This window comes from Castellaniella sp., from assembly GCF_036379515.1.
Classification (GTDB): Bacteria; Pseudomonadota; Gammaproteobacteria; order Burkholderiales; family Burkholderiaceae_B; genus Castellaniella.
The window spans coordinates 1-23,374 of sequence record NZ_DASVGN010000037.1 but is presented as its reverse complement, the minus strand read 5'-3'; the positions used below and the strand labels follow the sequence as shown (position 1 = coordinate 23,374).

The 23,374-nt window shown below is 60.1% G+C and carries 19 protein-coding genes and 2 pseudogenes; 8 read left to right on the top strand and 13 right to left on the bottom strand.

The window, feature by feature from the left end:
- From VF285_RS13080 to VF285_RS13070, 3 genes are all read left to right on the top strand, one after another.
- Window positions 1-303 (top strand): AMP-binding enzyme (locus VF285_RS13080; RefSeq protein WP_414648150.1); only part of this gene is annotated, 303 nt, incomplete at its 5' end.
- Window positions 300-1,100, top strand: coding sequence for a crotonase/enoyl-CoA hydratase family protein (locus VF285_RS13075; protein ID WP_346953075.1), 801 nt, complete (start codon window positions 300-302; stop codon window positions 1,098-1,100). The genes VF285_RS13080 and VF285_RS13075, both read left to right, overlap by 4 nt.
- Window positions 1,090-2,499: an MmgE/PrpD family protein gene (locus tag VF285_RS13070; protein WP_346953074.1), complete on the top strand. Its 1,410-nt coding sequence runs from the start codon at window positions 1,090-1,092 to the stop codon at window positions 2,497-2,499. The genes VF285_RS13075 and VF285_RS13070 overlap by 11 nt, the downstream gene beginning before the upstream one ends.
- A 49-nt stretch (window positions 2,500-2,548) precedes the next feature.
- Here VF285_RS13070 and VF285_RS13065 read toward each other — a convergent pair whose 3' ends face one another.
- Window positions 2,549-2,821 carry a DUF4411 family protein gene (locus VF285_RS13065; RefSeq protein WP_346953073.1) on the bottom strand — a complete coding sequence of 91 codons (273 nt, stop codon included), beginning with the start codon at window positions 2,819-2,821 and terminating at the stop codon, window positions 2,549-2,551.
- 174 nt (window positions 2,822-2,995) lie between these two features.
- On the opposite strand from VF285_RS13065, the gene VF285_RS13060 reads away from it, so the two are divergent.
- Both VF285_RS13060 and VF285_RS13055 read left to right on the top strand, forming a co-directional pair.
- The gene (locus VF285_RS13060) at window positions 2,996-7,108 is read left to right on the top strand and encodes a hypothetical protein (protein WP_346953072.1); all 4,113 of its coding nucleotides are present in this window, start codon (window positions 2,996-2,998) and stop codon (window positions 7,106-7,108) included.
- 567 nt (window positions 7,109-7,675) lie between these two features.
- Window positions 7,676-9,034, top strand: coding sequence for a hypothetical protein (locus VF285_RS13055; RefSeq protein ID WP_346953071.1), 1,359 nt, complete (start codon window positions 7,676-7,678; stop codon window positions 9,032-9,034).
- Window positions 9,035-9,128: 94 nt separating this feature from the next.
- Here VF285_RS13055 and VF285_RS13050 read toward each other — a convergent pair whose 3' ends face one another.
- Window positions 9,129-10,313, bottom strand: coding sequence for an ATP-binding protein (locus tag VF285_RS13050; RefSeq protein ID WP_346953070.1), 1,185 nt, complete (start codon window positions 10,311-10,313; stop codon window positions 9,129-9,131).
- A 172-nt stretch (window positions 10,314-10,485) separates the two neighbouring features.
- Window positions 10,486-10,680: pseudogene (locus VF285_RS13045) on the bottom strand (DegT/DnrJ/EryC1/StrS family aminotransferase); the annotation flags it as partial.
- A 66-nt stretch (window positions 10,681-10,746) separates the two neighbouring features.
- Between VF285_RS13045 and VF285_RS13040 the strand changes: the two are divergent.
- Window positions 10,747-11,103, top strand: coding sequence for an integrase core domain-containing protein (locus VF285_RS13040; protein WP_346953069.1), 357 nt, complete (start codon window positions 10,747-10,749; stop codon window positions 11,101-11,103).
- Between the two features lie 95 nt (window positions 11,104-11,198).
- Here VF285_RS13040 and VF285_RS13035 read toward each other — a convergent pair whose 3' ends face one another.
- The 8 genes from VF285_RS13035 to VF285_RS13000 form a co-directional block, all read right to left on the bottom strand.
- Window positions 11,199-11,951: a GntR family transcriptional regulator gene (locus VF285_RS13035; RefSeq protein WP_346953068.1), complete on the bottom strand. Its 753-nt coding sequence runs from the start codon at window positions 11,949-11,951 to the stop codon at window positions 11,199-11,201.
- Between the two features lie 6 nt (window positions 11,952-11,957).
- A complete protein-coding gene (locus VF285_RS13030; RefSeq protein ID WP_346953067.1) occupies window positions 11,958-13,103 on the bottom strand; it encodes a Xaa-Pro peptidase family protein in 1,146 nt (381 codons plus the stop codon).
- Complete coding sequence (locus VF285_RS13025) at window positions 13,100-14,332, bottom strand: M20 family metallopeptidase (protein ID WP_346953066.1); 1,233 nt, start codon at window positions 14,330-14,332, stop codon at window positions 13,100-13,102. The genes VF285_RS13030 and VF285_RS13025 overlap by 4 nt, the downstream gene beginning before the upstream one ends.
- Entirely contained in the window at window positions 14,332-15,993 is a 1,662-nt protein-coding gene (locus tag VF285_RS13020; RefSeq protein WP_346953065.1) for an ABC transporter ATP-binding protein, read from the bottom strand. The genes VF285_RS13025 and VF285_RS13020 overlap by 1 nt, the downstream gene beginning before the upstream one ends.
- The gene (locus VF285_RS13015) at window positions 15,990-16,820 is read right to left on the bottom strand and encodes an ABC transporter permease (RefSeq protein ID WP_346953064.1); all 831 of its coding nucleotides are present in this window, start codon (window positions 16,818-16,820) and stop codon (window positions 15,990-15,992) included. Before VF285_RS13015 ends, VF285_RS13020 begins: the two co-directional genes overlap by 4 nt.
- Window positions 16,813-17,760 carry an ABC transporter permease gene (locus VF285_RS13010; RefSeq protein ID WP_346953063.1) on the bottom strand — a complete coding sequence of 316 codons (948 nt, stop codon included), beginning with the start codon at window positions 17,758-17,760 and terminating at the stop codon, window positions 16,813-16,815. The genes VF285_RS13015 and VF285_RS13010 overlap by 8 nt, the downstream gene beginning before the upstream one ends.
- 66 nt (window positions 17,761-17,826) lie before the next feature.
- Window positions 17,827-19,410, bottom strand: a complete 1,584-nt coding sequence (locus VF285_RS13005; protein ID WP_346953062.1) for an ABC transporter substrate-binding protein — start codon at window positions 19,408-19,410, stop codon at window positions 17,827-17,829.
- Window positions 19,411-19,457: 47 nt separating this feature from the next.
- The gene (locus VF285_RS13000; protein WP_346953061.1) at window positions 19,458-20,771 is read right to left on the bottom strand and encodes a M20 family metallopeptidase; all 1,314 of its coding nucleotides are present in this window, start codon (window positions 20,769-20,771) and stop codon (window positions 19,458-19,460) included.
- Window positions 20,772-20,914: 143 nt separating this feature from the next.
- On the opposite strand from VF285_RS13000, the pseudogene VF285_RS12995 reads away from it, so the two are divergent.
- Window positions 20,915-20,971 (top strand): annotated as a pseudogene (locus tag VF285_RS12995) (hypothetical protein); the annotation flags it as partial.
- Window positions 20,972-20,978: 7 nt separating this feature from the next.
- On the opposite strand, the gene VF285_RS12990 reads toward VF285_RS12995, so the two are convergent.
- A complete protein-coding gene (locus tag VF285_RS12990) occupies window positions 20,979-21,359 on the bottom strand; it encodes a hypothetical protein (RefSeq protein WP_346953076.1) in 381 nt (126 codons plus the stop codon).
- A 249-nt stretch (window positions 21,360-21,608) separates the two neighbouring features.
- Here VF285_RS12990 and VF285_RS12985 point away from each other — a divergent pair, with 249 nt between their 5' ends.
- Window positions 21,609-22,421, top strand: coding sequence for an Abi family protein (locus VF285_RS12985; protein WP_346953060.1), 813 nt, complete (start codon window positions 21,609-21,611; stop codon window positions 22,419-22,421).
- Between the two features lie 58 nt (window positions 22,422-22,479).
- Here VF285_RS12985 and VF285_RS12980 read toward each other — a convergent pair.
- Window positions 22,480-23,374 (bottom strand): DctP family TRAP transporter solute-binding subunit (locus VF285_RS12980; RefSeq protein ID WP_346953059.1); only part of this gene is annotated, 895 nt, incomplete at its 5' end.

Genomic DNA, 23,374 nt, shown 5'->3' with positions numbered 1-23,374 from the left:
GGCGAGAATATCTATCCGCGCGAGGTGGAAGAGGTGCTGTATCGCTGCCCGGGCGTCAGGGATGCGGCCGTGATCGGGTTGCCCCACCCCAAATGGGGCCAGACTGTCGTGGCCGTCATCGTGAGATCCGATCCCGCACTGGATGCAGATCGCGTCGACGAGTTCTGCCGCACCAGCGGCCTGCTGGCACCGTTCAAGCGCCCGCGTCGAATCATCTTTGCCTCTCAGTTGCCTGTCAACCCCAGCGGCAAAGTGTTGAAGCGCGAGCTTACGAAACAATTCACCTTGGAAACCGTCTCATGAGTGCCCCTCTCTTGATTGCGCACGATCAACACGTCACTACCCTGACGCTCAACCGCCCGGACGCGCGAAATCCCATTTCGGAACCCGACGTGGTCGAGGCGCTGGAAGAAGCGATTCACGAGATCAATGCAGACCCTGCTGTGCGGGCAGTCATTCTGACCGGCGAGGGAAGCGCCTTTTCCTCGGGAGGGAATGTCAAGCACATGCGTGATCACAGCGGCATGTTCGCCGGCAGCCCGTCGCAGTTGCGCAAGCAATATCGTCGTGGCATCCAGAGGATCCCGCTGGCAGTGTGGGACCTTGAGGTTCCAATCATTGCCGCTGTCAATGGACCTGCAATTGGCGCGGGTTGTGATCTGGCCTGCATGTGCGATATTCGCATTGCCTCGGACAATGCCCGGTTCGCCGAAAGCTTCATCAAGGTTGGCATCATTCCGGGCGATGGCGGAGCCTGGCTGCTGCCCAGGGTGATTGGCCTGTCCAGGGCCTGTGAAATGGCCTTTACCGGCGATCCCATCGACGCGGCGACCGCGCTGGCGTGGGGGTTGGTGTCGCATGTCGTCAGCAGCGACGAACTGCTCCCGACGGCCCGCCGGATCGCTGCCCGGATCGCCGTGAATCCGCCGGAAGTGCTGAGGATGACGAAACGGCTGATTCACGAGGGGCTGCATGCCAGGCTGAGTGACACCCTGGAGCTATCGGCTGCCATGCAAGCAATCTGCCACCATACGCGCGACCACGAAGAGGCCGTCTCGGCATTGCTGGAGAAGCGCACAGGAGTTTTCCATGGCAATTGACCGGGATGACAGCCCCGATCGGCGTCAGACTGGCTCGGCAGAGAATGTCGTTGCGAGCACTCAGAACTGCACCGAGGTGGCCCGATTCATTCTGGGGCTGCAATTCGAGGATATCCCGGCTGCGGTCATCTCGCAGGCCAGGCGTTGCTTGCTGGATTTGAGTGGAGTGGCCGCGGCGGCTGTGGCGACTCCCCTGTCCGCCATCGTTCGCAACCACGTCGCACACAACTACGGTGCCGCCACCTGGGCGGCCAGGATGCTGTTCGATGGCCGGAAGGTCAGTCTGCCCGGCGCAGCACTGGCTGGCGCCACCATGATCGACAGCCTGGATGCTCACGACGGCCACGTCCTGACCAAAGGCCATGTGGGGGTCACCATCCTGCCCGTGCTCGCAGCACTGGCCGATAGTGGCCTGATCACGGACGATCGCTCATTTCTGACGTCTTTGGTCCTGGGATACGAAATCGCGACGCGGGCGGGCATTGCTCTGCATGCAACTGCATGCGATTACCATACTTCGGGTGCGTGGAACGCACTCGGCGCCGCGGCCCTGACGGCCAGAGCGCTGAATCTCCCGGTTTCAGCCGTGCGCGAGGCCCTGGGGTCTGCCGAGTACTTTGGACCACGCAGCCAGATGATGCGCTGCATCGATCACCCAACCATGGTGAAGGATGGCTCGGGGTGGGGCGCCATGACCGGCGTCTCAGCCGCACTGCTGGCAGCGGATGGCTTCACCGGTGCGCCTGCAGTTACCATGGAGAGCGACGCAGCCGTGCCTTTCTGGCAAGATTTGGGCGAACGCTGGGCCATCACGGAGCAGTACTTCAAACCTTATCCTGTCTGCCGCTGGGCGCAGCCTGCAGTCGAAGCGATATTTTCATTGTCCAGGGACCACGAGTTCAACGCCTCGGACGTCGACTACGTCCGCGTCACGAGCTTTCGCGAGGCGTGTCGGCTGGCAACCCGCCATCCCACCACGACAGAACAGGCGCAGTACAGCCTCCCGTTTTCGGTCGCTATCGCGCTTGTGCGGGGGCGGCTGGGCGCCGCGGAAGTCACAGGTGATGCACTCACCGACCCCACTGCCTGGCGCATCTCAGACCGTATGGTGCTGCAGGAAGACGAACGCTACAACCGCCTCTTCCCTGCGCAGCGCTGGGCAGAGGTCGAGGTCGTCTTGCGCGATGGCACCCGCTTGCACTCGGCCCCGCACACCGCCCGTGGTGACGCAGAAGCCCCGTTGGGGGATGCCGAAATAATGACGAAATTCGGATCTTTGGCCGAGCCCGTGCTGGGCGCAGCACGATGTGATCGCCTGACAGACTGCGTTGATCGACTCGGCCGGAGAACCCGGATGCTTTCGTCGTTGGTCAACGAGCTGGTGAGTGCTGCAGGGTAGGGTTGGGCGTCTGCCTAGAACTGATGTTCACTTAGAGGCCTGTGGGTCATCAGATGTGCCTCCCTAGCACGAAGCGCGCCTTTTCACGTCGAAGCATTTGATAGGGGGTCATGAATGACACGCCGATTCCCAGGCAAGCGTTTGGAATCTTGATCCGGCCCTGCGAGTTAGATAGTGTTTCGTGTGTTACCACGACGTGATTACCCGCAAGCGCGTGGACTTTGGGGTTCGTCGCGTCCCGTTGATGGTGTGATAACCTGCCCCTTGATAAAGTTTCTGGATGTTTGTTTGAACAGCCTGGAGGCCTTTCGGTACGACACAAGAACCTGTGCCCTTAGTGCGGCGCTTTTCTCTGTTACCAGAGCCTGAGACTGAATCTGACGATCAGGCGGTTCGGTCAGGCTGGAGGGGCGGAACCCAGGCGACCTGGCAGGAGCTTGAAGGTCAGTTTCGCTGCGTTGTCCTGGCTGCAGCTGGTGCGGGAAAGAGCTTCGAGATGGAGGCTCAGGCACGGTGCGTACGGGCATCGGGTCGTGCAGCGTTCTTCATACGGATAGAGGATATCGAAGAGGGCTTCGAGACTGCGTTTGAACTGGGCGGGGTGGATGCCTTTGAAGATTGGCTGGGTTCGCAGGAAGAAGCCTGGTTCTTCCTGGATTCTGTGGACGAAGCCCGACTGGAGAATCCCCGTGCTTTCGAGAAGGCTATCAGGCGTTTTGCCGCACGGGTCGGGCCAGCGAGCGGGCGTGCCCATATATTCATCTCCAGCCGCCCCTACGCGTGGCGCGTGCGTTCTGATCGCGACCTGCTCGAGCGGTACCTTCCGCTACCGGCACCCAGGATAGGGGAAATCAGCCCATTGCGGAAGGCCACGGCGGCAGGTCGTGCCCTGAGGGTCTATCTGCTTGATCCGTTGGACGAGGCTGATATTCGAATCTTTGCAGAACATCGCAATACGCCGCAAGTGGAGGTGCTGCTTGCTGCTCTTCAACGCGCGAATCTGATATCGATGGCGGCGCGGCCATTTGATCTTGAAGGTATCCTGGCCAAATGGAGCACCGACCTGACACTTGATGGGCGGCTTGGGCTGTTGCAGCACAACGTTGAGCTGCATTTGAAAGAAATCGATCCAGACCGCGGGCAACGCCGCCCGCTCAGTTGGGAGAGGGCGAGACAGGGCGCCCGCTTGCTTGCTGCTGCGGTTGTGCTGATGGGCGAGCCCGGCGTTCGTGTTCCGGATTCAGATCAGGGGGGACGAGGCATTGAGGCGGAAACGGTTCTGGTAGGTTGGGAGCCACCTGAGATTCAGACCCTGCTGGAACGCGGCATTTTTAATGGTGTGCTTTATGGCATGGTGCGGTTTCGGCACCGGGAAGTGAGAGAGCTCTTGGCGGCTGAGTGGTTCGGGGAGCAACTCAGAGGAGGAGGTTCCCGTCATTCCGTAGAGTCTTTGTTCATCCGCAAGCAATACGGCCGGTCGATCATCACGCCTCGTTTGCGGCCGGTGCTGCCTTGGCTGATTCTGTTCGATGATGAAATCCGCCACAAGGTGTTGAAGATTGCGCCAGGAATTCTGCTCGAAGGCGGTGATGTGGCGCGTTTGCCTGTTGACGAACGCAGAGCACTGCTTGCAGGTGTTGTTCGAAGTGTTGCTGAAGACAGCGATGATCGTTCAGCACGTGATAACAGTGCGATTGCTCGGATCGCTCAATCGGACTTGGCGGGTGACGTGCTTCACCTCATCGCGAAGTATCGACACAATGACGAGGCGATATTTTTCCTGGGCCGATTGGTTTGGCAAGGCGCAATGGCGGAGTGCGTGCCGGCTTTGTCCGAGATTGCGGGTGATCCCGAAGCAGGGCTCTACGCGCGTATTGCGTCGACGCGCGCGGTGATGACCTGTGGCTCGCGGGCTCAAGGGGATCAGTTGTGGGCCGGACTGCTTGCTTCTCCGAAAGTGCTCCCTCGCAAGTTGTTTGCTGAAGTGCTCGCGGACGCTACTCCCTCTCTGGAGTCGGTGCATCTTCTTCTTGCGTCGATCGGGAAATTGAGTGCCTATGAGAGGTATGTGTCCACGGGGTTGGAGCAGGCGTTTCTCGGGTTTGTGGATCGGTTGCCTGTAGGGAGCGCCCTGCCCGCAGCGGAGCCTTTGCGGGTGTTGATCAAGGGTCTGAACGGCTATCTTGGTCGAGAGCCCTACATTGAACAGCAAGAGTGCCACGTCTCACGGGCCTTTGGATGGTTGCTGGCACCAGCCCTTCATGCGGTCGAACGTTTGGTTATTGCGAGATCCGAGACAGCGCTGTCTCCGGAGGCACTATGCGTCATGCTGGAGGCCCCCGCCGTGCAGCTGTGGGGTGGCGGAGATTACCGCGGGCACAAGAATGACTTGCACGAGATCGTGCCGGCGTGGAGAGCTTTGAATGATGCGCTGTTCTGGCACAGCGTTGAGGAATGTCGCGTCAGGCTGGACGAGAGGAAGTCCAAGCGTTTAGTGGATGATTGGCCTGTGCAGTGGCTCAAACCTTATTGGCGTTTCGGGGTTGACCGGTTCGAGGATGTGCTGGGCTTTGTCAGGTCGCGCGGTTTTCTGGATGACCGAATGGTCGCCTTATCGCTGGCTTATCGGCTTTTCATGCAAGCCGACCGACCTGCCGGATGGCTGGACCGGCTTGCTGATTCGGTGAAGGGGAATCCGGACCTGGAGCAGCACCTGGATGTACGTGAGCATCCACCACAGAGTGCGTTGGAGTTTGATGAGCAAGCGACACGGATGAAGGACGATTGGGCGCGGCAGCAAGAAGAACGCCGCCAGAACCGTGTCCAATGGGTGGCGCGCTTGAAGGCGGCGCCAGAGGTCGTGCAGCATCCTCCCGGATTGAAGCCTGGTGAAATTAGCGGTGACCAGTGCTGGTTGTTGACGGAGATGGAGCAGCCTGAAGGCGGCACACACCGTGAGATAGGTGCAAATTGGATGGCGTTGATCCCAGAATTTGGTGAAGAGGTCGCGCGTGCCTACCGTGACGCGGCGGTATCGAGTTGGCGGCACTATAGCCCCGGCCTTCGATCACAAGGGCAGGATACGAACTCGATACCTTATGCACTCATTTTTGCGATGGCCGGGCTCGAAATCGAGGCAGGTGAGGATGGGTTTTTTGAAAGCCTGACCCAGGATGAGGCCCGCCATGCGCTGCGGTATCTTGTTTGGGAGATGAACGGGCTGCCAGATTGGCTCGAGCAGCTCTACCAGCTTTATCCGAAGCTGGTTTTGGAGGCGGTGCTGGCAGAGCTGTATTGGGAGCTGGAGCATACCGGGGCCGATGCCCCTGCGCACTACCTTGTAGGCAAATTGGTCCACGCTGCGCCGTGGCTGCATCGAGGATTGGCACCTGAGGTAGCGGCATGGCTGGCTCTGCGTGAGGTCCAGAATGCCGAGTTGCTGAGTCAGTGTGTTCAGATCGTGCTTAGTGGGGATGCCGATCGCAAGGTTGTTTCAAAGCTGGCGCAATCGAAGGCTGAGAAAAATGGTGTGGAGGCCCAACGTGCGATCTGGTATGCGCTGTGGGTCGACACAGACGCGGACGAGGCACTTCCGGCTGTTGAAAAATGGTTGTCGAGCCTTCCTGCCGAGAAGGCTTCGGGCGAAGCGCAGTTGCTGATTACCAAACTGATGGGTACGCGTAGATCCTTCAATGACTGGCCTCTTTTCGGGAGCTTCCGGAACCCCAGGCATTTGAAAGCGCTCTATATGCTCATGCATCAATATATCCGGACGAAGGACGATATCGACCATTCCGGCAAAGGCGTGTTTTCTCCGGTGTTGCGTGACGATGCTCAGGATGGCCGCGAAGCGTTGGTCAAACAGTTGTCGGAAATCTCGGGGAAAGAGGCCTATGTGGCGCTTGCCGGGCTCGCGAGCGAACATCCCGATCCTGCGTATCGGCCCTGGATGGAAAGACTGGCGTTCCAGCGTGCTCAGCAGGATGCGGATATGGAGCCGTGGTCAGTTCAGCAGGTGCGGGATTATGCCCAAAAGCACCAGAGGACGCCGGAGACTCAGCGGCAGCTCTTCGACTTGGCTGTTGATCGTTTGATCGACCTGAAGGCATGGCTTGAGCGTGGTAGTGATAGCCCATACAAGACCTGGCAAAGGGTGGATGAAGAAACCGAGATGCGCAATCTCGTGGCGGGCCGATTGGCTGCCCAGTCCGCAGGGCGTTATACCTGCGCTCAGGAGAATGAGTTTCCAAACCGCCAGAGGCCGGATATCTTGATTCAGAACGCCCGTGTAACCTCGGCCGTTCCCATTGAACTGAAGCTGCTCGATAACGGCTGGTCGGGGCCTGCCCTTTGTGAGCGTCTACGTAATCAGCTTGCGGGTGATTACTTGCGTGAGCAGGCGGCGGGTTGTGGTGTCATGTTGTTGGTCTGGCAGGGGCGTTCTCGTCAGCTGCATTGGCGCATTGGTCGTCGCAGGGTGAAACTCAGGGATCTGGAGAATGCACTCGAATCCTACTGGGAGACTGTGGCCGATGGGTTTCCTCATGTTGCTGCAATCAAGGTGGTTCTGATTGACCTGACGGCCAGGGGGGTGAGGTCGGAGGGTTGATTGGCTTCTGGTGCGTGATGGACGCTGCAGATCGGGCGAGAGGTGATGCCACGTAAATGACCTGGTGGCAGCCTTGTCCTGCTGATTGACCAAGCTGTGCCCTCAGTTGATTAGAATGCGGATATGGAACCACAGGGTCATCGGAACGTGAAATGAAGAGGCCGGCACCCAATCCCAATGCCAGGCGTGTACCTGGCAAACTGCTTGCGAGGCCCTCCGAGGCTTCTCTCGCGTTTTATGCACAGCATGCGCGATACACGGGTAGCGGTGAACACAAGACTGGGCTGTGGCATGGCGTGCCTCCAGCAAAGCGTGTAGATGCAAGTACGTGTCCGAAGGAGATTACGCCGGCTGAGGCTACGCGGATGCTGAGAGCCGCGATTGTGGCAGGTAACGTCAGTGAGGAGTTCGTGCGAGATATGCCCAAGCGCGTTTGGTACAAAGGGGAGCATCGTTGCTTTGAGGCGCGTCTGACGGAACGGGCGGACATGGACACGGGCAAGCCTGCGTCTTACAAGGGATGGCCTATTGGTAGCGAAGCCTTGCCTCCTGCAGCGAGAAAATGCGATGAGATTTGACCTCTCTTACGAGTGGCTGGAAGATCTGTCCGCAATCAGGTTGGATGCACATCGTTGCACGATGGCCAACTTGGTGCTGATTGTGGGCGATCACACGCTGACTCAGAATCTGCCTTTGCATCCTGATGAGGGGGCAGATGTGGTACGAGACTTCGTGCAGGTCAGCGTTTATCCTTTGGCAGAGTTTGTGGCGGCGAATTGGTGGGCGCTGCTGCATGAGCCATGGGAAAAAGAGAGTCTGGTTTCTGATCAGCTGTCTTTCAAGCAGCGGCACTGGATCAATAGCCACACTGACGGTTTTTCGTATCCCACAGCCGGTTTTTTTGGGGCGGATACGACAGTGCGTGTTGTAGCCAGGCCAACGCACATTGACGCGGCCGATATTCAGTTTCCATTGCCTGCAAAGCGTGTGGGGTCTGGCTGGGACGCGGTTGAAAGGGCTTCAGTCGAAGATGCCCTGATGGCACTCATGCGGGCAGTAACAGAAAGGTTGCCTCATGGCGAGGATCGAGCTTGGTTGGCAGATGCTGTCCGTCGCATTGAATCTTCGCGTGCGGATGCTGAAGAATTTGTCTATTGTCGTTGCGCGGGGTTGTTGGGTGCAGACCCTTATTTGCCCGGTCCTGAGCTCGAACACGTAATTGATGAGACGACCAGTATTTTGGGCTTGGAGCTCGCGACTGAACTGTTTGCGACGGCTCAGGCTCAGGATGTGCTGGCACGGGCGTCTTGGGTTGAACGAGAAGCGAGACAGCTCGTGTCTCAGAAGAGGGGTATTGGGGGTAGCGCGATAGAGTTGAAGGCCGGTTTTGCAACCTCTGGGTGCGATCTGCCGAGTGCCAAGCCCTGGGATCGTGGCTATGATGCTGCCCGTCGCCTGCGTGTGTTGCTTGATCTGAACCCGGCCCACTCGTTGCAGACGCTTGACGCAGTCTCACAGGCTTTGCTTGGGCTCGATGCTGCTGATCTGGTGGATGTCGCTGAGATCGAATCCAAATACGGGCTGCGTGGTGTGGCGTGTCAAGATTCGCGTGGCCTCGGTGTTGCAATTGATCAAAGCTCGGGTGCCAACCAGCAGTTTCAGCTGGCGGCTATTTTTTCTGATTTTCTACTCTCTGGCGGAGGCGAGATATTCCTGTCGACCAGGGCCTCGACGGACCGTCAGAAGTGCAACCGAGCTTTCGCAGCTGAGTTCCTGGCACCTATCGCGGGGATCAGAGAGCGGTTGTCGTCGGACCGTGTCGTCGGGCGAGAGCAGGTTCAGCAAGTGGCGAAAGATTTTGGAGTTTCTGCTCCTATTGTTCAGTACCAGTTGCAGAATCAGGCTCCTGAGTTGCTGGAGCCCTGAAGCCGATCAGCGTAGAACGCACACATCGCTTGATGGTCATCCGCAGACACCATGCTGCTGGCGGCACGGTTGTTTCGCATGCGCTTGCCCGATTTCAGTCGCTCCATAATGAAGCTAGTGGTGCGGCCCAGATCCGGTCACCTAATGGAAGCGTTTCGGTTCCGTCGTACAGGATCACGCCGAATTTGAATCGGCTCCCTGCAAGGCCGATGAATTTCTTGAGGCCGTTCAAGTCGCGCTGCTTGATCGTCGCGGCAGCGTTCACTTCTACGCCGGCAAGCTGCCCCGCCGAGTTTTCGATGATGAAGTCGACCTCTACTTTGTCGGTGTCTCTGTAGTACATCAGCCGGTAGTCGTCGGCCGCAGTCGTGGTGTGTTTGAGCAGCTCGCTGAAGACGAATGTTTCCAGCACGTTACCGAACCGGGTTCTGTCTAGCTGAACTTCTTCTGCCGTGAGGCTCAGCAGTGTGGCGAGCAGGCCTGAATCAATAAATTGCAGTTTTGGTGTTTTCACCAGCCGGTTGAGGCGATTGCTGGTCCAGACGTTGATGCGTCTGAGCAGGTACATATGTTCGAGAATGCTGATGTACCGCGATGCTGTCTTCCCATCCATCCCGGTTTGGGCGCCGAGCTGAGTGTAGTTGCACATTTGGCCGGCCGTTTGTGCGAGCACCTGCAGGAAGCGCGGCAGTTGGTCCAGTTTGTCGATAGTCGCGATGTCGCGCACGTCGCGCTGGATGAGGGCCGCGATGTATTGTCGTGCCCAGGATGTACGGCGCTTTGCTGAGGTTCTGCTGATGGCTTCAGGGTAGCCACCGCGTAGCACACGTTCAATGAGCGAGGCGTCCCCCCAGCTGGTGTGAGGCTTCAGCAGTTGCCCGGAGAAGGCTTGGTCCAGCCAGTTGGCAGCACGTGATTGTATTTCGCTCTGGGAAAGCGGCGGCAGCGATAGGGTCTCCATCCGGCCCGCCAGTGAGTCGGCAACGGTGGGAAGTGCTATCAGGTTGGCCGATCCGGTCAGCAGGAATCGTCCAGGTCGGCGGTCTTCGTCCACGCTCCTTTTGATCGCCAGCAGAAGGTGGGGAGCACGCTGGATTTCGTCGATCACCGCTTGGTCCAGGGTCCGTATCATGCGCACGGGGTCTTGCTCAGCCGCCAGCAGTGTGACTTCGTCGTCCAGAGTCAGATAATGCAGGTTGCGTTGCTGTGCGATTTGGCGAACCAACGTGGTCTTCCCGGCTTGCCTGGGGCCGACGAGTAGGACGACGGGCGTGTCCATCACTGAGAGTGTCCTGAATTTTTTGGGCAAGGCATAACATGAGGAGAAACCATCTCTCCGTCGGATAGCCCAACTGACGAATGGTCGGACCAACGCGTTTACCCAGATTAATGTAGAGCTGCACGGCTCACATGCGGTCTGCGTACGAATACATGGATGGTCTCCAAAGGAGTCCAAGTTTTTGCCCGCACCTCCAGTGGGTCAGTATTACATTGGCGGCGTCTTCGATGACGGGCAGGCCGTGGCGGGCCGCGATGGCATTGATGGCATCCATGTCAGCGCACTGGCCGTATAGGGCGACCGGAATGATGGCCTTGGTACACGAGGTGATGGCCGCCTCAAGTTTGGCCGAGTCCAGGGTCAAGGTGTTTAGGTCTACGTCTATGTAATGACCCAGTGAAAACCTGCTCAGGTGATAATTTAGGAAATCACCATGAGCACGAAGATGGAAGACGAGATCAAACGGTGGACGGCCAGGCGCAAGAGCGCGCTAGTGCTGGACATCATCCAGGGCAAGACGACGGTGTCGGAAGCCAGCCGATCCTATGACCTGTCGCGCAGCTACGGCTTGCGCCAGGAGTTCATCGCACCGCATTGCCCCCAACAGAACGGTATGATCGAGCGTGTCATTCGGACGCTGAAAGAGCAATGTGCCCATCGATACCGCTTCGAATCCCTGCAGCATGCCAGTCGTGTGATCGGCGACTGGATCCGTTTTTACAACCACCGGCGTCCACCCCAAGCGCTGAAAATGAAAACCCCGGCTGAGGCCTTTGCATTAGCCGCCTGACCTGTGCAGGTTCCGCTGGGTCATTACAGTTGTTCGCAACGGCCGAGGTTCGGCTATCTCTTCGCCATCCCTCTCAGGTCAGGAGGTATTCCCCCCTACCGAATCTCATTGATGTACCGAAATTCCGTCGTATCCGCGAAGTGCCTGGACCAGATGACGGGGGTCACCATCTGGTCGAAGGCCACTTCTTCCAGCATCAGGACGGCGGCAGGGCGGGTCAGCTGAAGATGCCTGGCCACGTGTTCGTCGGCCAGGCCGGCGGTGACGCTTTCGCGAATGGCGGCGATGCGCAGGTCGTAGTGCTGGAAGAGAAATTGATACAGCAGTTCGGGCACGTGGTCTTTGGCCGGGAACCCGGGGATCAGGGCCAGGGGCAGTGTGAACTGATCCAGCATGGCGGGGTGCTCGTCGATGTAGCGTACCCGATGCAGGCGCAGCACTTGGGCGCCAGAGGCCAGGCGCAGTTGCTCGCGTTCGGTAGCGTCGGAGTCAGCCACTTCGTGCAGGAAGAGTTTTGCGTGTGAGCGCAGCAGGTGCCCTTCTTTGTCGTGCAGGCGGAAGTACTGATAGAAGTGGCTCATGTTGTGCAGCTGCGCCCAGCCAGTCACGACGGTGCCGGTTTTTCTCCGGCGCATGACGACCCCTTCGGCGGTCAGGGTAGACAGGGCTTTGCGCACGGTGCCCACTGACACCCCGAAGTCGTCTGCCAGTACGACTTCGCTGGGCAGGACGTCGCCCGGCGCCCACCGGCCTGCAGCGATGGCTTCAGAAAGCTTGCGGCGCACGGCTTCATGCAGCCGGTATCCGCTGACGTCTGCAATGCGTCCAAAGGTTTGGTCTTGGCTCAAGTGCGCTCACCCGACAGAGATATGATGCCTTGGTGTCTGCGTGAGCCGCTGGCCGCCGTCTGGCGTGACCACTACGGTTTCGCTGAACGCAAAGCCTTGGGCGGAAGCATACATGTGAAAGACCATGTTTTCTTCCAGGGTCCAATTGGCGTTGGGGGTGAAGCAGGATGAGAAATCGCTGGGTCTTGGGGTTCTGGCGTACAACCCCAGGGTGTAGCCGGTAACGTTCTCGTAGCGTTCGCGCAGCCTGGCCTGCAAGACTCCTTGCCGCAAAATGGCGTCAACGTCGGCGGCGCGGACGCCGGGCTTCATGGCGCGAATCTGGGCATCTTGCAGCGCGATCAGGGTTTGCATGGCGCGCAGGACCTCTTGGGCCGGTTCACCGATGAAGACCGGACGCATCAGGCGGGCGCTGTAGCAGGCGACTTTGGGCGTGAGTTCCACGTGCAGCATGCTGCCTGGTGTCAGGGGCGCGTTGGCCCGTAGTGCATGCAGGAAGTGGATGTCTCCTGACCCCAGTCCAATCGGCCCGGTTTCGCCGGAATCGGCGCCAGCCTGCAAAAAGTGGGCGGCGACGAGGCCGGCCACCTGATTGACCGACCATCCGGTCTGGACGGTATCGGCGATGCGTTGCATGGCACTGTCTGCGATGGCGGCGGCCGAGGCCAGGCGATGTAGTTCTGCAGGCGATTTGACGGTACGCAGGCTGTCGCTGATCCCGCTCAGGTCCGCCCACCGTGCGTCGGGTAGCAAGGCCCGCAGGCGCCAGCAGGTATCGGCGCTGAATCCATAGGAGTGGAAGTCGGCACCGACGGTGCCGGAGGCAAGCCCCCTGCGGATCAGTGACTGAGCGACCTGTGACCAGGGGTCCTCGTCGTCGGAGAACGTCACAGGGTCGACGAGGCGGCTCTGTGCTACGCAGGGGCCGGCATCGAGCTCGCGCACCACGAACCAGGGGTCGCCGTGCAATGGCAGCAGGAAGGCGCGGTACAAAGTTTCTGAAACTGAATATCCCGTCAGCCACAGCATGAATTCAGCGTGGTCGACGAGCAGCACGTCGACCCCTGCCTCTTCCATGCAGTTGCGCGCGATAGCGCGCCGGCGCGTGAATTCTTCGCTGGAGATGGCTGTGGGACTGGGCGCGGGGGTCATGAGGCTTCGTCGACGCCGCAGATCTCCATGATGGCGAGCATGTAGATCTTGATCATGTCGAGGTAGTCCACGATGTCGACTCGCTCGTCGGGCATGGTGTTGAATTTGCCGCCAGGGCCGCAGACGATGCCTTCCATTCCAAGACGGTTGTAGAAGTGTCCGGCATCGGTGCCGTAGACCGCAGGGGGCGTGATGGCTCCGGTAGGTTGGTCGGTTCCGCGAACGGTGCGGTAGGCTGCGTTCACGGTCTTCACGATTCGGGAGTCTGGCGACACTTCGAAGGGCCCCATCACGGGCTGGCCTTGGGTGGATTCGTCGATAAGCGCGGCTTTCAGCCCAGGATGGCGGGCGCAGAGTGCATCCAGGGCCTTTTGCAGGTCGGCCAGGACGCTTTCTGGAGTCTGGCCCGGTGCGTAGCGGGCAGAGCCTTTGAGCCGTACGAAGTCCGCCACTTGTGGCGGCCGCCATTCTTCCAGATCACGCCCCAGTGCGCCACGGAAAACGCCGATGTGTGCGCGATTGATCTTTTCGTGCTCGGCCGATTTGGCGCCTGAGAACGTCATTCCATTGATGGTGGGGACGAGTTCCACGGCGGCCAGGATGGCATCGACGGCCTCTTCACGCTTGGAGAGGTGGCGGGTGTCGCCGGTGAGTTCGATGGTGAACATCAGCGAGCCCGCGTGCATGGTCATGGCCTGCAGGTCGGTGGGTTCGCAATTGATGAAGTAGTCGGCGCACACCCCTTGTTCGATGGCCGCGACGGTACCCACGCCGCCTTGCAGTTCTCCTACGACGTAGGTCAAGGTCAGGTCGCCTTTGAGCCGGACGCCATGGTCCAGCAGCGTCTTGACTGCGCAGAAGTAGGCGGCATCTCCCGACTTCATGTTCGAGACGCCGATGCCGTAGATATAGTCTTTATCGATCTTGCCTTCCCAGGGATCGACGGTCCAGCCTTCCGTGACGGGGTTGGTGTCCAGGTGGCCATTGAACAGCAGGCTCTTGCCGCCTCCTGTCCCCTTGAGCCGGCCGATGGCGTCGAAGCGCCCGCTGGGTACCGACATGAGCTCGGTGTCGAGCCCCAGCGTTTCCATCTGCGCGACCATGTAGCGGGCCAGATCGCGTTCGCCGTCGGTCTGGCTGTAGCTCTTGTGCTGCACCATGCTGGCCAGGAAGCTCAGGCAGGCGTCTTGGTCGACGGAGTCCAGCAATTGCTTGGGTGTCATGCTCATCAGTATTCCTCTCTAAGGGTCGGCAGGCCGGGGCTGGAGTTCGCCATGCTGTGTGCGGGCGAGGACGCGGCCTCGAGTAACGATTTTGTGTAGGGGTGTGTGGCCGACTTGAAGCCGTCGGCGAAATCCAGGATTTCCACGAGTCTGCCGCGGTACATGACTGCGATGCGGTGGGCGATCTGGCGGATCAGGTTCAGGTCGTGGGTGATGAAAAGGTAGGTGGTGCCATGGGTGCGCTGCAGATCGAGCAGCAGCTCGACGACCTTCTTCTGGACGGAGACGTCCAGGGCTGCCGTGATCTCGTCGCACACGACGATGCTGGGCTGGGCGGCAAAGGCTCGGGCGATCGCGACGCGCTGCTTTTGACCACCCGAGAGCTCGTGCGGGTAGCGTTGTGCGAAATCCTTGGGCAGGTCCACTTGCTCCAGGAGTGTGCCCACTGATTCCTTGAGTGATGCTCCCGAGCCCTCTCTGTAGAGGCGCAGGGGTCGCATCAGGATGTCTTCAATCGTCTGGCGCGGATTCAGGGAAGCATCCGGGTGCTGGAAGATCAGCTGCATGAATCGTCGGTATTCGGCGTCCATCTGTGCTGCGCCGTGGACGGATTTTCCAAGGACTTTGAAGTGGCCGCTGAACGGGACCAAGCCGAACAGGGCTTTTGCCAGGGTGGACTTGCCGGCGCCGGATTCACCTACGACTCCCAGGATTTCTCCTTTCCGCAGTTCCAGATCCAAGGGCTTCAGTACGATCGAACGGACAGCGGGCTCGCGCAGCAGCAGGGCGCGCAGGCTGTATTTCTGGTATTGGACGCTGACGCCGCAGGCCTGTAGCAGGGCTTCTTGCGACCGGACGTCGTGATGGATCAGGCGGTTTTCGGGGTTGGCTACGGATTCGATCAGGTGGCGGGTGTAGGCATTTTGGGGCTGGGAGAATAGGGCCCTGGTTTCTGCAGTCTCGACGACCCGGCCACCCTCCAGGACCAGGACCCGGTCAGTCACTTTGGATACTAGAGCCAGGTCGTGCGAGATGTAGAGCGAGGCAACGCCTGTGCGTTCGCGCAGGCGCTCGAACAGCGCCAGCACTTGAGACGCACTGATGACGTCCAGGGCGGTCGTGGGTTCATCGAAGATGAGGCAGGCAGGCTCACAGGCAAAAGCCACGGCGATGAGCAGGCGCTGCTTTTCACCGCCCGAGGCCTGGTGAGGATAGCGCTCGAGGAGCGCCTTGGGGTTCGTGATGTCGACGTCGGCCAGGATCTGCTCGGCAAGGGTGCTGGCCTGTTTTCTATCCAGCCCCCGGTGCAGCATGAGCGGCTCGATCACCTGTGTGCCCAGAGGCAAGGTGGGGTTGAGCGATGCACTGGGGTCCTGAAAGATCATCCCCAGCTTGCCACCGCGCAAGCGGGTCAGTTCTCGTGCAGGCAGGTGCATCAGACTCTTCTGCATGAAGAGGATGTCGCCGGACGTTTCACGGGCGTTATGGGCCAAGTACCGCATGATGGACCACGAGAGCGTCGTTTTACCTGATCCGGATTCCCCCACGAGGCCCAGGACTTCGCCGGCCTCGATGGCCAGGTCGATGTGCTGGAGGACTGGCAGGCTGCGCCTGCGCGCCAGCGCAAATTGCATCGAGTAGTTCTTGACTTCCAGCACGGGGCTCATGATCGGCTCCGTGGGTTGAGCGCGTCTCGCAGACCGTCACCCAGCAGGTTGAAGCCGATGGCCACGGCAGCGATAGCCAGGCCCGGGATGTACATCATCCAGGGTGCTTGAAACACATAGGCGCGGGCCGAGGACACCATGAGCCCCCATTCAGGCGAGGGCGGTTGTGCTCCCAGGCCCAGGAAGCTCAGCGTGGCAAAGAGCATGATGGCGAAGGCGACGCGAATAGTGGATTCGACGATGATGGGGGAGATGATGTTGGGCAGTATCTCTTGGATGATGATGTAGGTGCTGGATTCTCCCCGCGCGCGGGCGGCGGACACGTAATCGAGCTGGCGGGTACTCAGGGCGACGCTGCGCGAGATTCGGACCATGCTGGGGATACCGGATATCGCGACTGCGATCAGGGCATTGCTGGCGCTCTGGCCCAGGGTGCTGACGATGAGCAGCGCGAACAGGAGGCTGGGGATGGCCATGATGGCATCCAGCGTGCGCATCACGGCTTCGTCGATCCGCCCGCCGATGTAGGCGCTGGTCGTGCCGATCACGGCACCCACCGAGGTGGAGATGAGCATGGCGCCCACGGCCGACAGGATGGTGGCGCGCGCGCCGATCACGACACGGCTGAAGAGGTCGCGCCCGAAGTTGTCGGTGCCGAACCAGTGGACGAAGCTGGGAGCCTGGTAGCGTGCCAGCAGTGAGATCTTGTTCGGGTCGTAGGGGGCGATCCATGCGCCGAAAACCACTAATAGCAGGGCCAGGCCGATGATGACGAGGCCGAGCAAGCCCTGCGGGGAGTGGAGCAGTCTCTTCAGGCTCTCACTCATACTGAATCCTCGGGTCCAGGTACGTGTAGAGCATGTCGGCGATGAAATTTACCCCGCAATAGACGGAGGCCAGAATCAGGACGCCCATCTGGATCGTGGGCAGGTCGCGGGCGTGGATGGCGACGATGAGCTCACGGCCTATGCCCGGAATGGCGAAGATCTCTTCCACGACGACGATGCCGCCCAGCAGATAGCCCACGTCCATGGCCACGATGGTGATGGCGGGCAGGAGCCCGTTGCGCAAGGCGTGGCCCCAAAGCACTTTCTTGGCCGAGAGCCCACGCAGATAGGCGGCCCGGATGTAGTCTGTTTCGAGGACGTCGATCATCTCGGAGCGGATCATGCGGGACACGTGTGCGGTCAGGATGAGCGCCAGTGTGACGGTAGGCAGCACGAGCAGGCGCAATCCGCCGAAAAAATCCTCTGACAACGGGATGTAGCCAGTTGCGGGCAACAGCTGCCAGTGATTGGCGAACAGCAGGATCAATACCGTGGCAACGACGAATTCAGGAAACGAAATGCCGATGTAGGCCACCAGCCCGATCAGGACGTCGCTGGTGCTGGCTCGGTGCACGGCCGCCCATACGCCCAGGGGCACTGCGATGATCAGCATGAGAGTGAGCGAGGTCGATGCAAGCAGCAGCGAGCGTTCCAGCGCGGGTGCCAGAAGGTCCATGACGGGCAGTCCGTTGCGCATTGAGGTGCCGAAGTCTCCGGTCAGGATGCCGCTCAGCCAGTGCCAGTATTGATACCATGCCGGGTCGTTCAAGCCCAGTTGCCGGCGGACGGCAGCCGGCGCTTCGGGAGTCGCGTTATGCCCCAGAAGAGTCACTGCAGCGTCGGCAGGCAGCAGCTGCGTGATGCCGAAGACGACGATCGACACCACCAGCAGCGTGTAGACGACCAGTAGCAGGCGCTTGACCAGGTACGCACCGCTCATTCCTTGCTCCGGAGCGCAGTGCAGGCCGGTGCTTTGGCTCCATCCCTTTGATGTGGGGTCATTGCATCACCGGCGTGCGGGGCCTGTGCCCGAGAACCAGACGCGTTCAAGTCGGAAGACTGCAGCGCGCGGGTTCAGGTAATACCCTTGGACGTAATCGCGGCGTCCTGCGAGGATGTCGAAGAACAGGGGGATGACGGAGGGCACCTGGTTGGACATCAGTTGCTGCGCTTTGCCGTACAGTTCGGTCCTTTGCTTTTCGTCGATGGTGCCGCGGGCCTGCTCTACCAAGGCGTCGAAATCCTTGTTGTTCCAGTGGGTCTCGTTCCAGGAGGCATCAGACGTATAGAGCAGCGAAAACACTGCGTCTACGGTGGCTTGCATGTTGTAGAAGCCAATGTAGAAGTTTCCCTTCTTCCATACTTGGTCCAGATAAGTGGCCTGCGGCATGGTCTGGACTTTGATGCGGAATCCCGCGGGTTCCGCCATGGACTGCAGCGCAATGCCCAGCTGCGTGCGGGTTGCAGGGCGGTCTGAGGCGATCAGGGTAAGGTCCAGCCCATTGGGGTAGCCTGCAGCGGCCAGCAGCGACTTGGCTTTGGCAATGTCCTGTGTCTTGGCGGCCACGGGTTCGAAGAACGGGTAGGCGCTGTTGATGGGGGAGTCGTTGCCCACGGTGCCGTAGCCGTTGGCCACGAAGTCGACCAATGCCTTGCGGTCTACGCAGGCTGCCAGTGCTTGCCGCACGCGGGCATCCTGAAATGGCTTCTGGTTGCAGCCCATGTTGACGTTCAGGAACTGGCCCGAAGGCGTGCGCAGCGGGACGACTCCGCGCGCGTGCTCCACCCGCGGGTATTCGGTGGAGTCCATGCTGGTGATGATGTCCGTGTCGCCGGCAATCAGTGCGGAGGTCTGGGCCAGCGGGTCGGGGTAGACGACCACTTCCACCCGATCCAGGTAGGGACGGTCCGGGTCGTAGTAGTGCGGATTGCGCTCCACGACGACAACACGGCTGGGGTCGTAAGACACCAGCTTGAAGGGGCCGGTTCCGACAGCACGTTGTCCCAGGGATTTGAACTGCCCCGCTTCGATCAAGGCCGCAGGGATGATGCGTGCGTTGGTGTAGGCCAGCATGGCGGGCAGGTCTGCGTATGGCTTGTGCGTCGTGATTTCGACGTGGGTGTCGTCCACCGCCCTGACGTCCTTGATCGGGCCGATGTTGTTTCGGGCAGGAGAGGCCGTGGCGGGGTCCAGCATGAGCTTGATGCTGGCCTCGACGTCTTTTGCCTGGCATGGGGTGCCGTCGTGAAAGACGATGTTCTTTCTCAAGGTGAAGACCCAGGTGGTGAGGTCCTGGTTTGCCTGCCAGGACTTCGCAAGATCGGGCTCCGCCTTCAGGTGATCGCTCAGGCGTGTGAGCCCGCTGTAGAGCAGCTCACCCACCAGATATTCTGGATTGACCCGCAGTAACAGCGGGTTGATGACCGACACCGCTTGGTCGACACTGATGCGCAGGGTGCCGCCCTTTTTGGGTACGGCGCCGGTGGCGCTGGCCGCTTGGGCGTAGGCGCCCAGCCAGGGAAATGCCGCCGGGGCTCCCAGCAGGGCTGCAGATTCAAGAAATTGACGCCGGCTGATTCTTTTCATCATGGTCTCCTCCAGGCATGGGTTGAGGTGATCACTGCATACCTGTTCTTTTATGGGGTATAGGTGCGGTGGTCTTCCGGGTTCGGAAAATCACTGGCCAGATAAAGCAGGATGGACTTTGCCAGGGCGACGACGTCCTCCTGCGTGGTGTATTCGTCGGCGGCGTGCGTGTGGTTCTCGGGGCGGGAAAGCCCGCCCAGCAGCAACTCTCGTATGCCGGCTTGCTGCACCCAGCCCATGTCGGAACTGGTCGATGAACCCCACGTAGAGAACGTCTCGAGCGGCCAGCCGAAGCCCTTGGAGAGGGCCGCCTGCCAGCGTGGCCAATGGGGGCCGACAGGGTCCTTGACCGGTGCGAGGTGCCCGACCAGGAAGTGCTCCATTCCCAACACGGCGCTGCCTGACATGGTCTTGTCGGCGCAGGCCAGCAGCTCTGCCATGACGTCCTCGAATCGTTCGTCGGGTGTGTAGCGCCGGTTGATCAGGATTTCGACCTGGTGCGGCACGGTTGAACCCTTGCTGCCTCCTGTCACTTTCGCGATGGTCAGCCGTGCCTGTAGGGGTCGTCCCTGGAAATGAGGCGGCGCTGGCATGGTCGAGGTGCGTGTTTCAACCTGCCGCTGCAGGGCTTTGAGCCCGTTCAGCAAAGGAAGGCTTTCTTCGATGGCGTTGATTCCGCCTACGGGGTCGCCCGAATGTGCGGATTGCCCGTGGATGCGAAAGAGCAGATCGATGCTGCCAAAGCAGCCAGCCCAGATGCGGGGCAGCGCGCCTCCGTTGAAGTTTAGCAGGTGCCCCAGCAACTTGCCTTGCTCGGCGAGGTAGCGGATGCCTGGGTACAGGCCACCTTCTTCGTCCGTGCAAAAGAGCAGCGTGGGCTCGAAGCGCAGCGGCAGCTCGGCTGCTTTTGCCGCGCGGAGTGCCGATAGCGTGGCGGCGATGGTGCCTTTCATGTCGGCGGCCCCGCGCCCGTGCCAGCGCGTGCCACGAGGGGTGAGCGTCAACGGGTCGGAGGTCCATCCGTCTCCGGGTGGCACGGTGTCGACGTGATAGTAGAGGCCGCAGACGTCACGGCCGGACGCCAGGCCTTGGCGGCGCCCAATCAGGTTCACCCGGGCACCGTGGCTTTCGCCCGCGCCGCTTTGCCACAGAGGGTCGGGAACGGTGACGCGCTCGAAGACGAAATCGAGGCCCGAGAGCAGTGACTCCATAAGATCGGCGAATTCGCCGTAGCCGGCCCCCGGAGGAAAGCTTGTGTCGACGGCGATCATGTGCGCCAGGTCCTGGGCCATCTGCTTCGCGTCTTGCTCGACCAGCCACTGGGCGCGATCCAGACGATCACTGTGAGACTGTGCTTGAGGCACTGGGGTGCTCTATTTCTATATAGTTTATATATTAACGACTGCGACAAGAGGGGGAAGTCCAGGTTTACCCTAGGCGGGTGGTGTGGCAAGTACGCGAGCCAGTTGCCGGTTCGGTTCATCCATGCAAATATCGTCTGGCGTTCATGGTAGCGGGCTGTTGTGTCGTGCGGTACGACAACGAAGCTGGAAAGGGCGACCATCGCCATATCAATGGTCGCGAGCGGCGGTCGAGCAGCGGGTCGCTCTCGATTCGCGAGGTGGCGCGCCGTGAAGGCAGTGCATGGTGATGTTCATGCCAGGTAGATCACGGCCGCGATGTGCTTGCAGGGGCTGAGTGGCGATCCGGTCCACCAGGGCGTTTACCTGGGTCTTCTGCAGGGGCGGTACCTGAATGACGACCCGATAGGGCTGCCGCCGGGAGCCCATGACCTTGGCGTGGATCGTACCGCCCTCTACCGATAGATCCTTGACGACGCCTTTGTTCGCATAGCTGCGCCCGCGTGGCAGCCGATTGTCGTAATCGAGGTGCGTGAGGGCATTGAGCCACTGGGCACCCCACCAAGTCTTGCCATAGGCTTGTCGGATCATGGGGGGACTTTACTGCAGGAAGGGTGGGGGTTGTGGTACCTGCCTTCGGAGCGGTGGGGGCGGTTACGGCACTATTGCCGAGGTGCTTGGGTTTTCGTATAATGTGCTCAACACACCCACCACGCTTAGCCCTGTCAGACAGGTGATGCGCATAACTGGTGGGTTTTCTTTGTCTAGGTGATGCACTACACCAAGCCTGCCCTGACGTTCGAGGACCAACTCGGCCTATTACGGGCACGAGGGCTTACTGTGCGCGACCCCGAACGGGCGTTGCGCTGGCTCACCAGCGTCAATTACTACCGCTTGAGCGCGTATTTCTTGCCTTTCAAAGAGGGCGAAAATTTTCGCCCTGGATCTGACTTCAACGATATCGCAGGCCTATACATTTTCGACCGAAAATTGCGGTTGCTGATGTTGGATGCCATCGAGCGCATCGAAGTCGCCATCCGGACCGCCGTAACGTACGAGATTGCTCATACGTATGGCCCGTTTGGACACACCGAGCCCGCCAATTTCTCATCAGATTTTAAGCATGAACGCTTCATGGATGACTTAAATACCGAGGAGCGCCGTGCTAGAGAAACTTTCACAAAGCATTTTCGGGAAAAATACGGCGAGGACCCATGTCTACCGGTGTGGATGGCGACTGAGTTGCTCTCCTTTGGCACAGTCTCGAAGCTCTATCAGTCTTTGCAGCCAAAGCTACGGCAAAGGATCGCGCGACCTTACGGGGTCGACGCGAAGTTTCTGATCAGCTGGCTCCATGTGCTGACGTATATACGTAATGTCTGCGCCCATCACAAACGCCTCTGGAACCGACATCTGGCGATTCGCCCCAAGATTCCGTCGAAGAAGGTGATTACACCGCTGACCATCCCAGACACCGGTCGTCTTTATGCGGTGGTGGTTGTCGTTCGGTATCTGATGACGGTTATCTCGCCGCACTCGCTCTGGCAGGATCGGCTAACGGGTCTTTTGGCAGAGCATCCTGACGTTTCGCTCGCAGCGATGGGCTTCCCTTGCGCGGACCGCTTTTCAATACCAGTGCGGCCCGCGTGCTGAAGGATGCTGTGAAGGCTGAGGCTTCCTGATTCACTTGGCTCTGGAAGCCCCCCACTCTCTAGCGCTTCGCGATGTCCGCCTGCGCCTGCTTGACCAGATCGGGCCCGATCTGCTTGGCCCATTTGTCGAAGACGGGCTGCGTCACCTTGGCGAAGGCGGCGATCTGCTCGGGTGACAGGGTAGTGACCTTCACCCCGTGGCTTTCGATTTCCTTGAGCAGTGAATCATCGGTGCTGGTCACCCCTTTGCGGGCGATCACGATTTCTTTCTGGCCGGCTTCGATGGCGGCTTCTCGCACGATCTTCTGGTCTTCAGGCGTCCAGGAGTTCCACACGTCTTTGTTGACCACGAAAATCAGGGGATCGGCCACGTAATTCCACAGGGTCAGGTACTTTTGGCCCACGTCGTAGAGCTTGGCCCCATAGTAGATGGACAGCGGATTCTCCTGACCGTCGACGGCACCGCTGGCCAGCGCGGGTTGAGCGTCAGCCCAGCTCATCTGGGTGGGATTCGCGCCCAGGGCGGTGAAAGTGTCGATGTACAACGGCGAGCCCACGACGCGCAGTTTCATGCCCTTGATGTCGGCCGGGGTTTTGACTTCACGCACCGAGTTGCTCAGCTGCCGGTAGCCGTTCTCGCCCCAGGCAAGCGGCACTACGCCTTTTTGCGTGAGGATCTTGAACAAATCCTGGCCCACCTTGCCATGCGTCAACGCGTCGATGGCGGGGTAGTCTGGCATCAGGAACGGCAGCGAGAACAGGTTCAGCTGCTTGACCTGCGGGGACCAGTTGATGGTCGAGCCAATGGCCATGTCGATCACGCCCTGGCGGATGGCCGTGAATTCGCGGGTCTGGTCGCCCTGCACCAGCGAGGTGCCGGGGTAGACCTTGATGTTGATGCGGCCGTTGGTCCGCTGGCGCACCAGATCGGACCAGATGACGGCGCCTTGCCCC

What these genes read in the sequence shown, in the direction of transcription:
- VF285_RS13020 (WP_346953065.1), bottom strand. Translation starts at nt 15,993, where the DNA reads ATGAGCCCCGTGCTGGAAGTCAAGAACTACTCGATGCAATTTGCGCTG.
- VF285_RS12990 (WP_346953076.1), bottom strand. Translation starts at nt 21,359, where the DNA reads ATGATCCGACAAGCCTATGGCAAGACTTGGTGGGGTGCCCAGTGGCTC.
- VF285_RS13030 (WP_346953067.1), bottom strand. Translation starts at nt 13,103, where the DNA reads ATGACCCCCGCGCCCAGTCCCACAGCCATCTCCAGCGAAGAATTCACG.
- VF285_RS13070 (WP_346953074.1), top strand. Translation starts at nt 1,090, where the DNA reads ATGGCAATTGACCGGGATGACAGCCCCGATCGGCGTCAGACTGGCTCG.
- VF285_RS13025 (WP_346953066.1), bottom strand. Translation starts at nt 14,332, where the DNA reads ATGAGCATGACACCCAAGCAATTGCTGGACTCCGTCGACCAAGACGCC.
- VF285_RS13055 (WP_346953071.1), top strand. Translation starts at nt 7,676, where the DNA reads ATGAGATTTGACCTCTCTTACGAGTGGCTGGAAGATCTGTCCGCAATC.
- VF285_RS13005 (WP_346953062.1), bottom strand. Translation starts at nt 19,410, where the DNA reads ATGATGAAAAGAATCAGCCGGCGTCAATTTCTTGAATCTGCAGCCCTG.
- VF285_RS13015 (WP_346953064.1), bottom strand. Translation starts at nt 16,820, where the DNA reads ATGAGTGAGAGCCTGAAGAGACTGCTCCACTCCCCGCAGGGCTTGCTC.
- VF285_RS13050 (WP_346953070.1), bottom strand. Translation starts at nt 10,313, where the DNA reads ATGGACACGCCCGTCGTCCTACTCGTCGGCCCCAGGCAAGCCGGGAAG.
- VF285_RS13010 (WP_346953063.1), bottom strand. Translation starts at nt 17,760, where the DNA reads ATGAGCGGTGCGTACCTGGTCAAGCGCCTGCTACTGGTCGTCTACACG.
- VF285_RS13075 (WP_346953075.1), top strand. Translation starts at nt 300, where the DNA reads ATGAGTGCCCCTCTCTTGATTGCGCACGATCAACACGTCACTACCCTG.
- VF285_RS13060 (WP_346953072.1), top strand. Translation starts at nt 2,996, where the DNA reads ATGGAGGCTCAGGCACGGTGCGTACGGGCATCGGGTCGTGCAGCGTTC.
- VF285_RS13040 (WP_346953069.1), top strand. Translation starts at nt 10,747, where the DNA reads ATGAGCACGAAGATGGAAGACGAGATCAAACGGTGGACGGCCAGGCGC.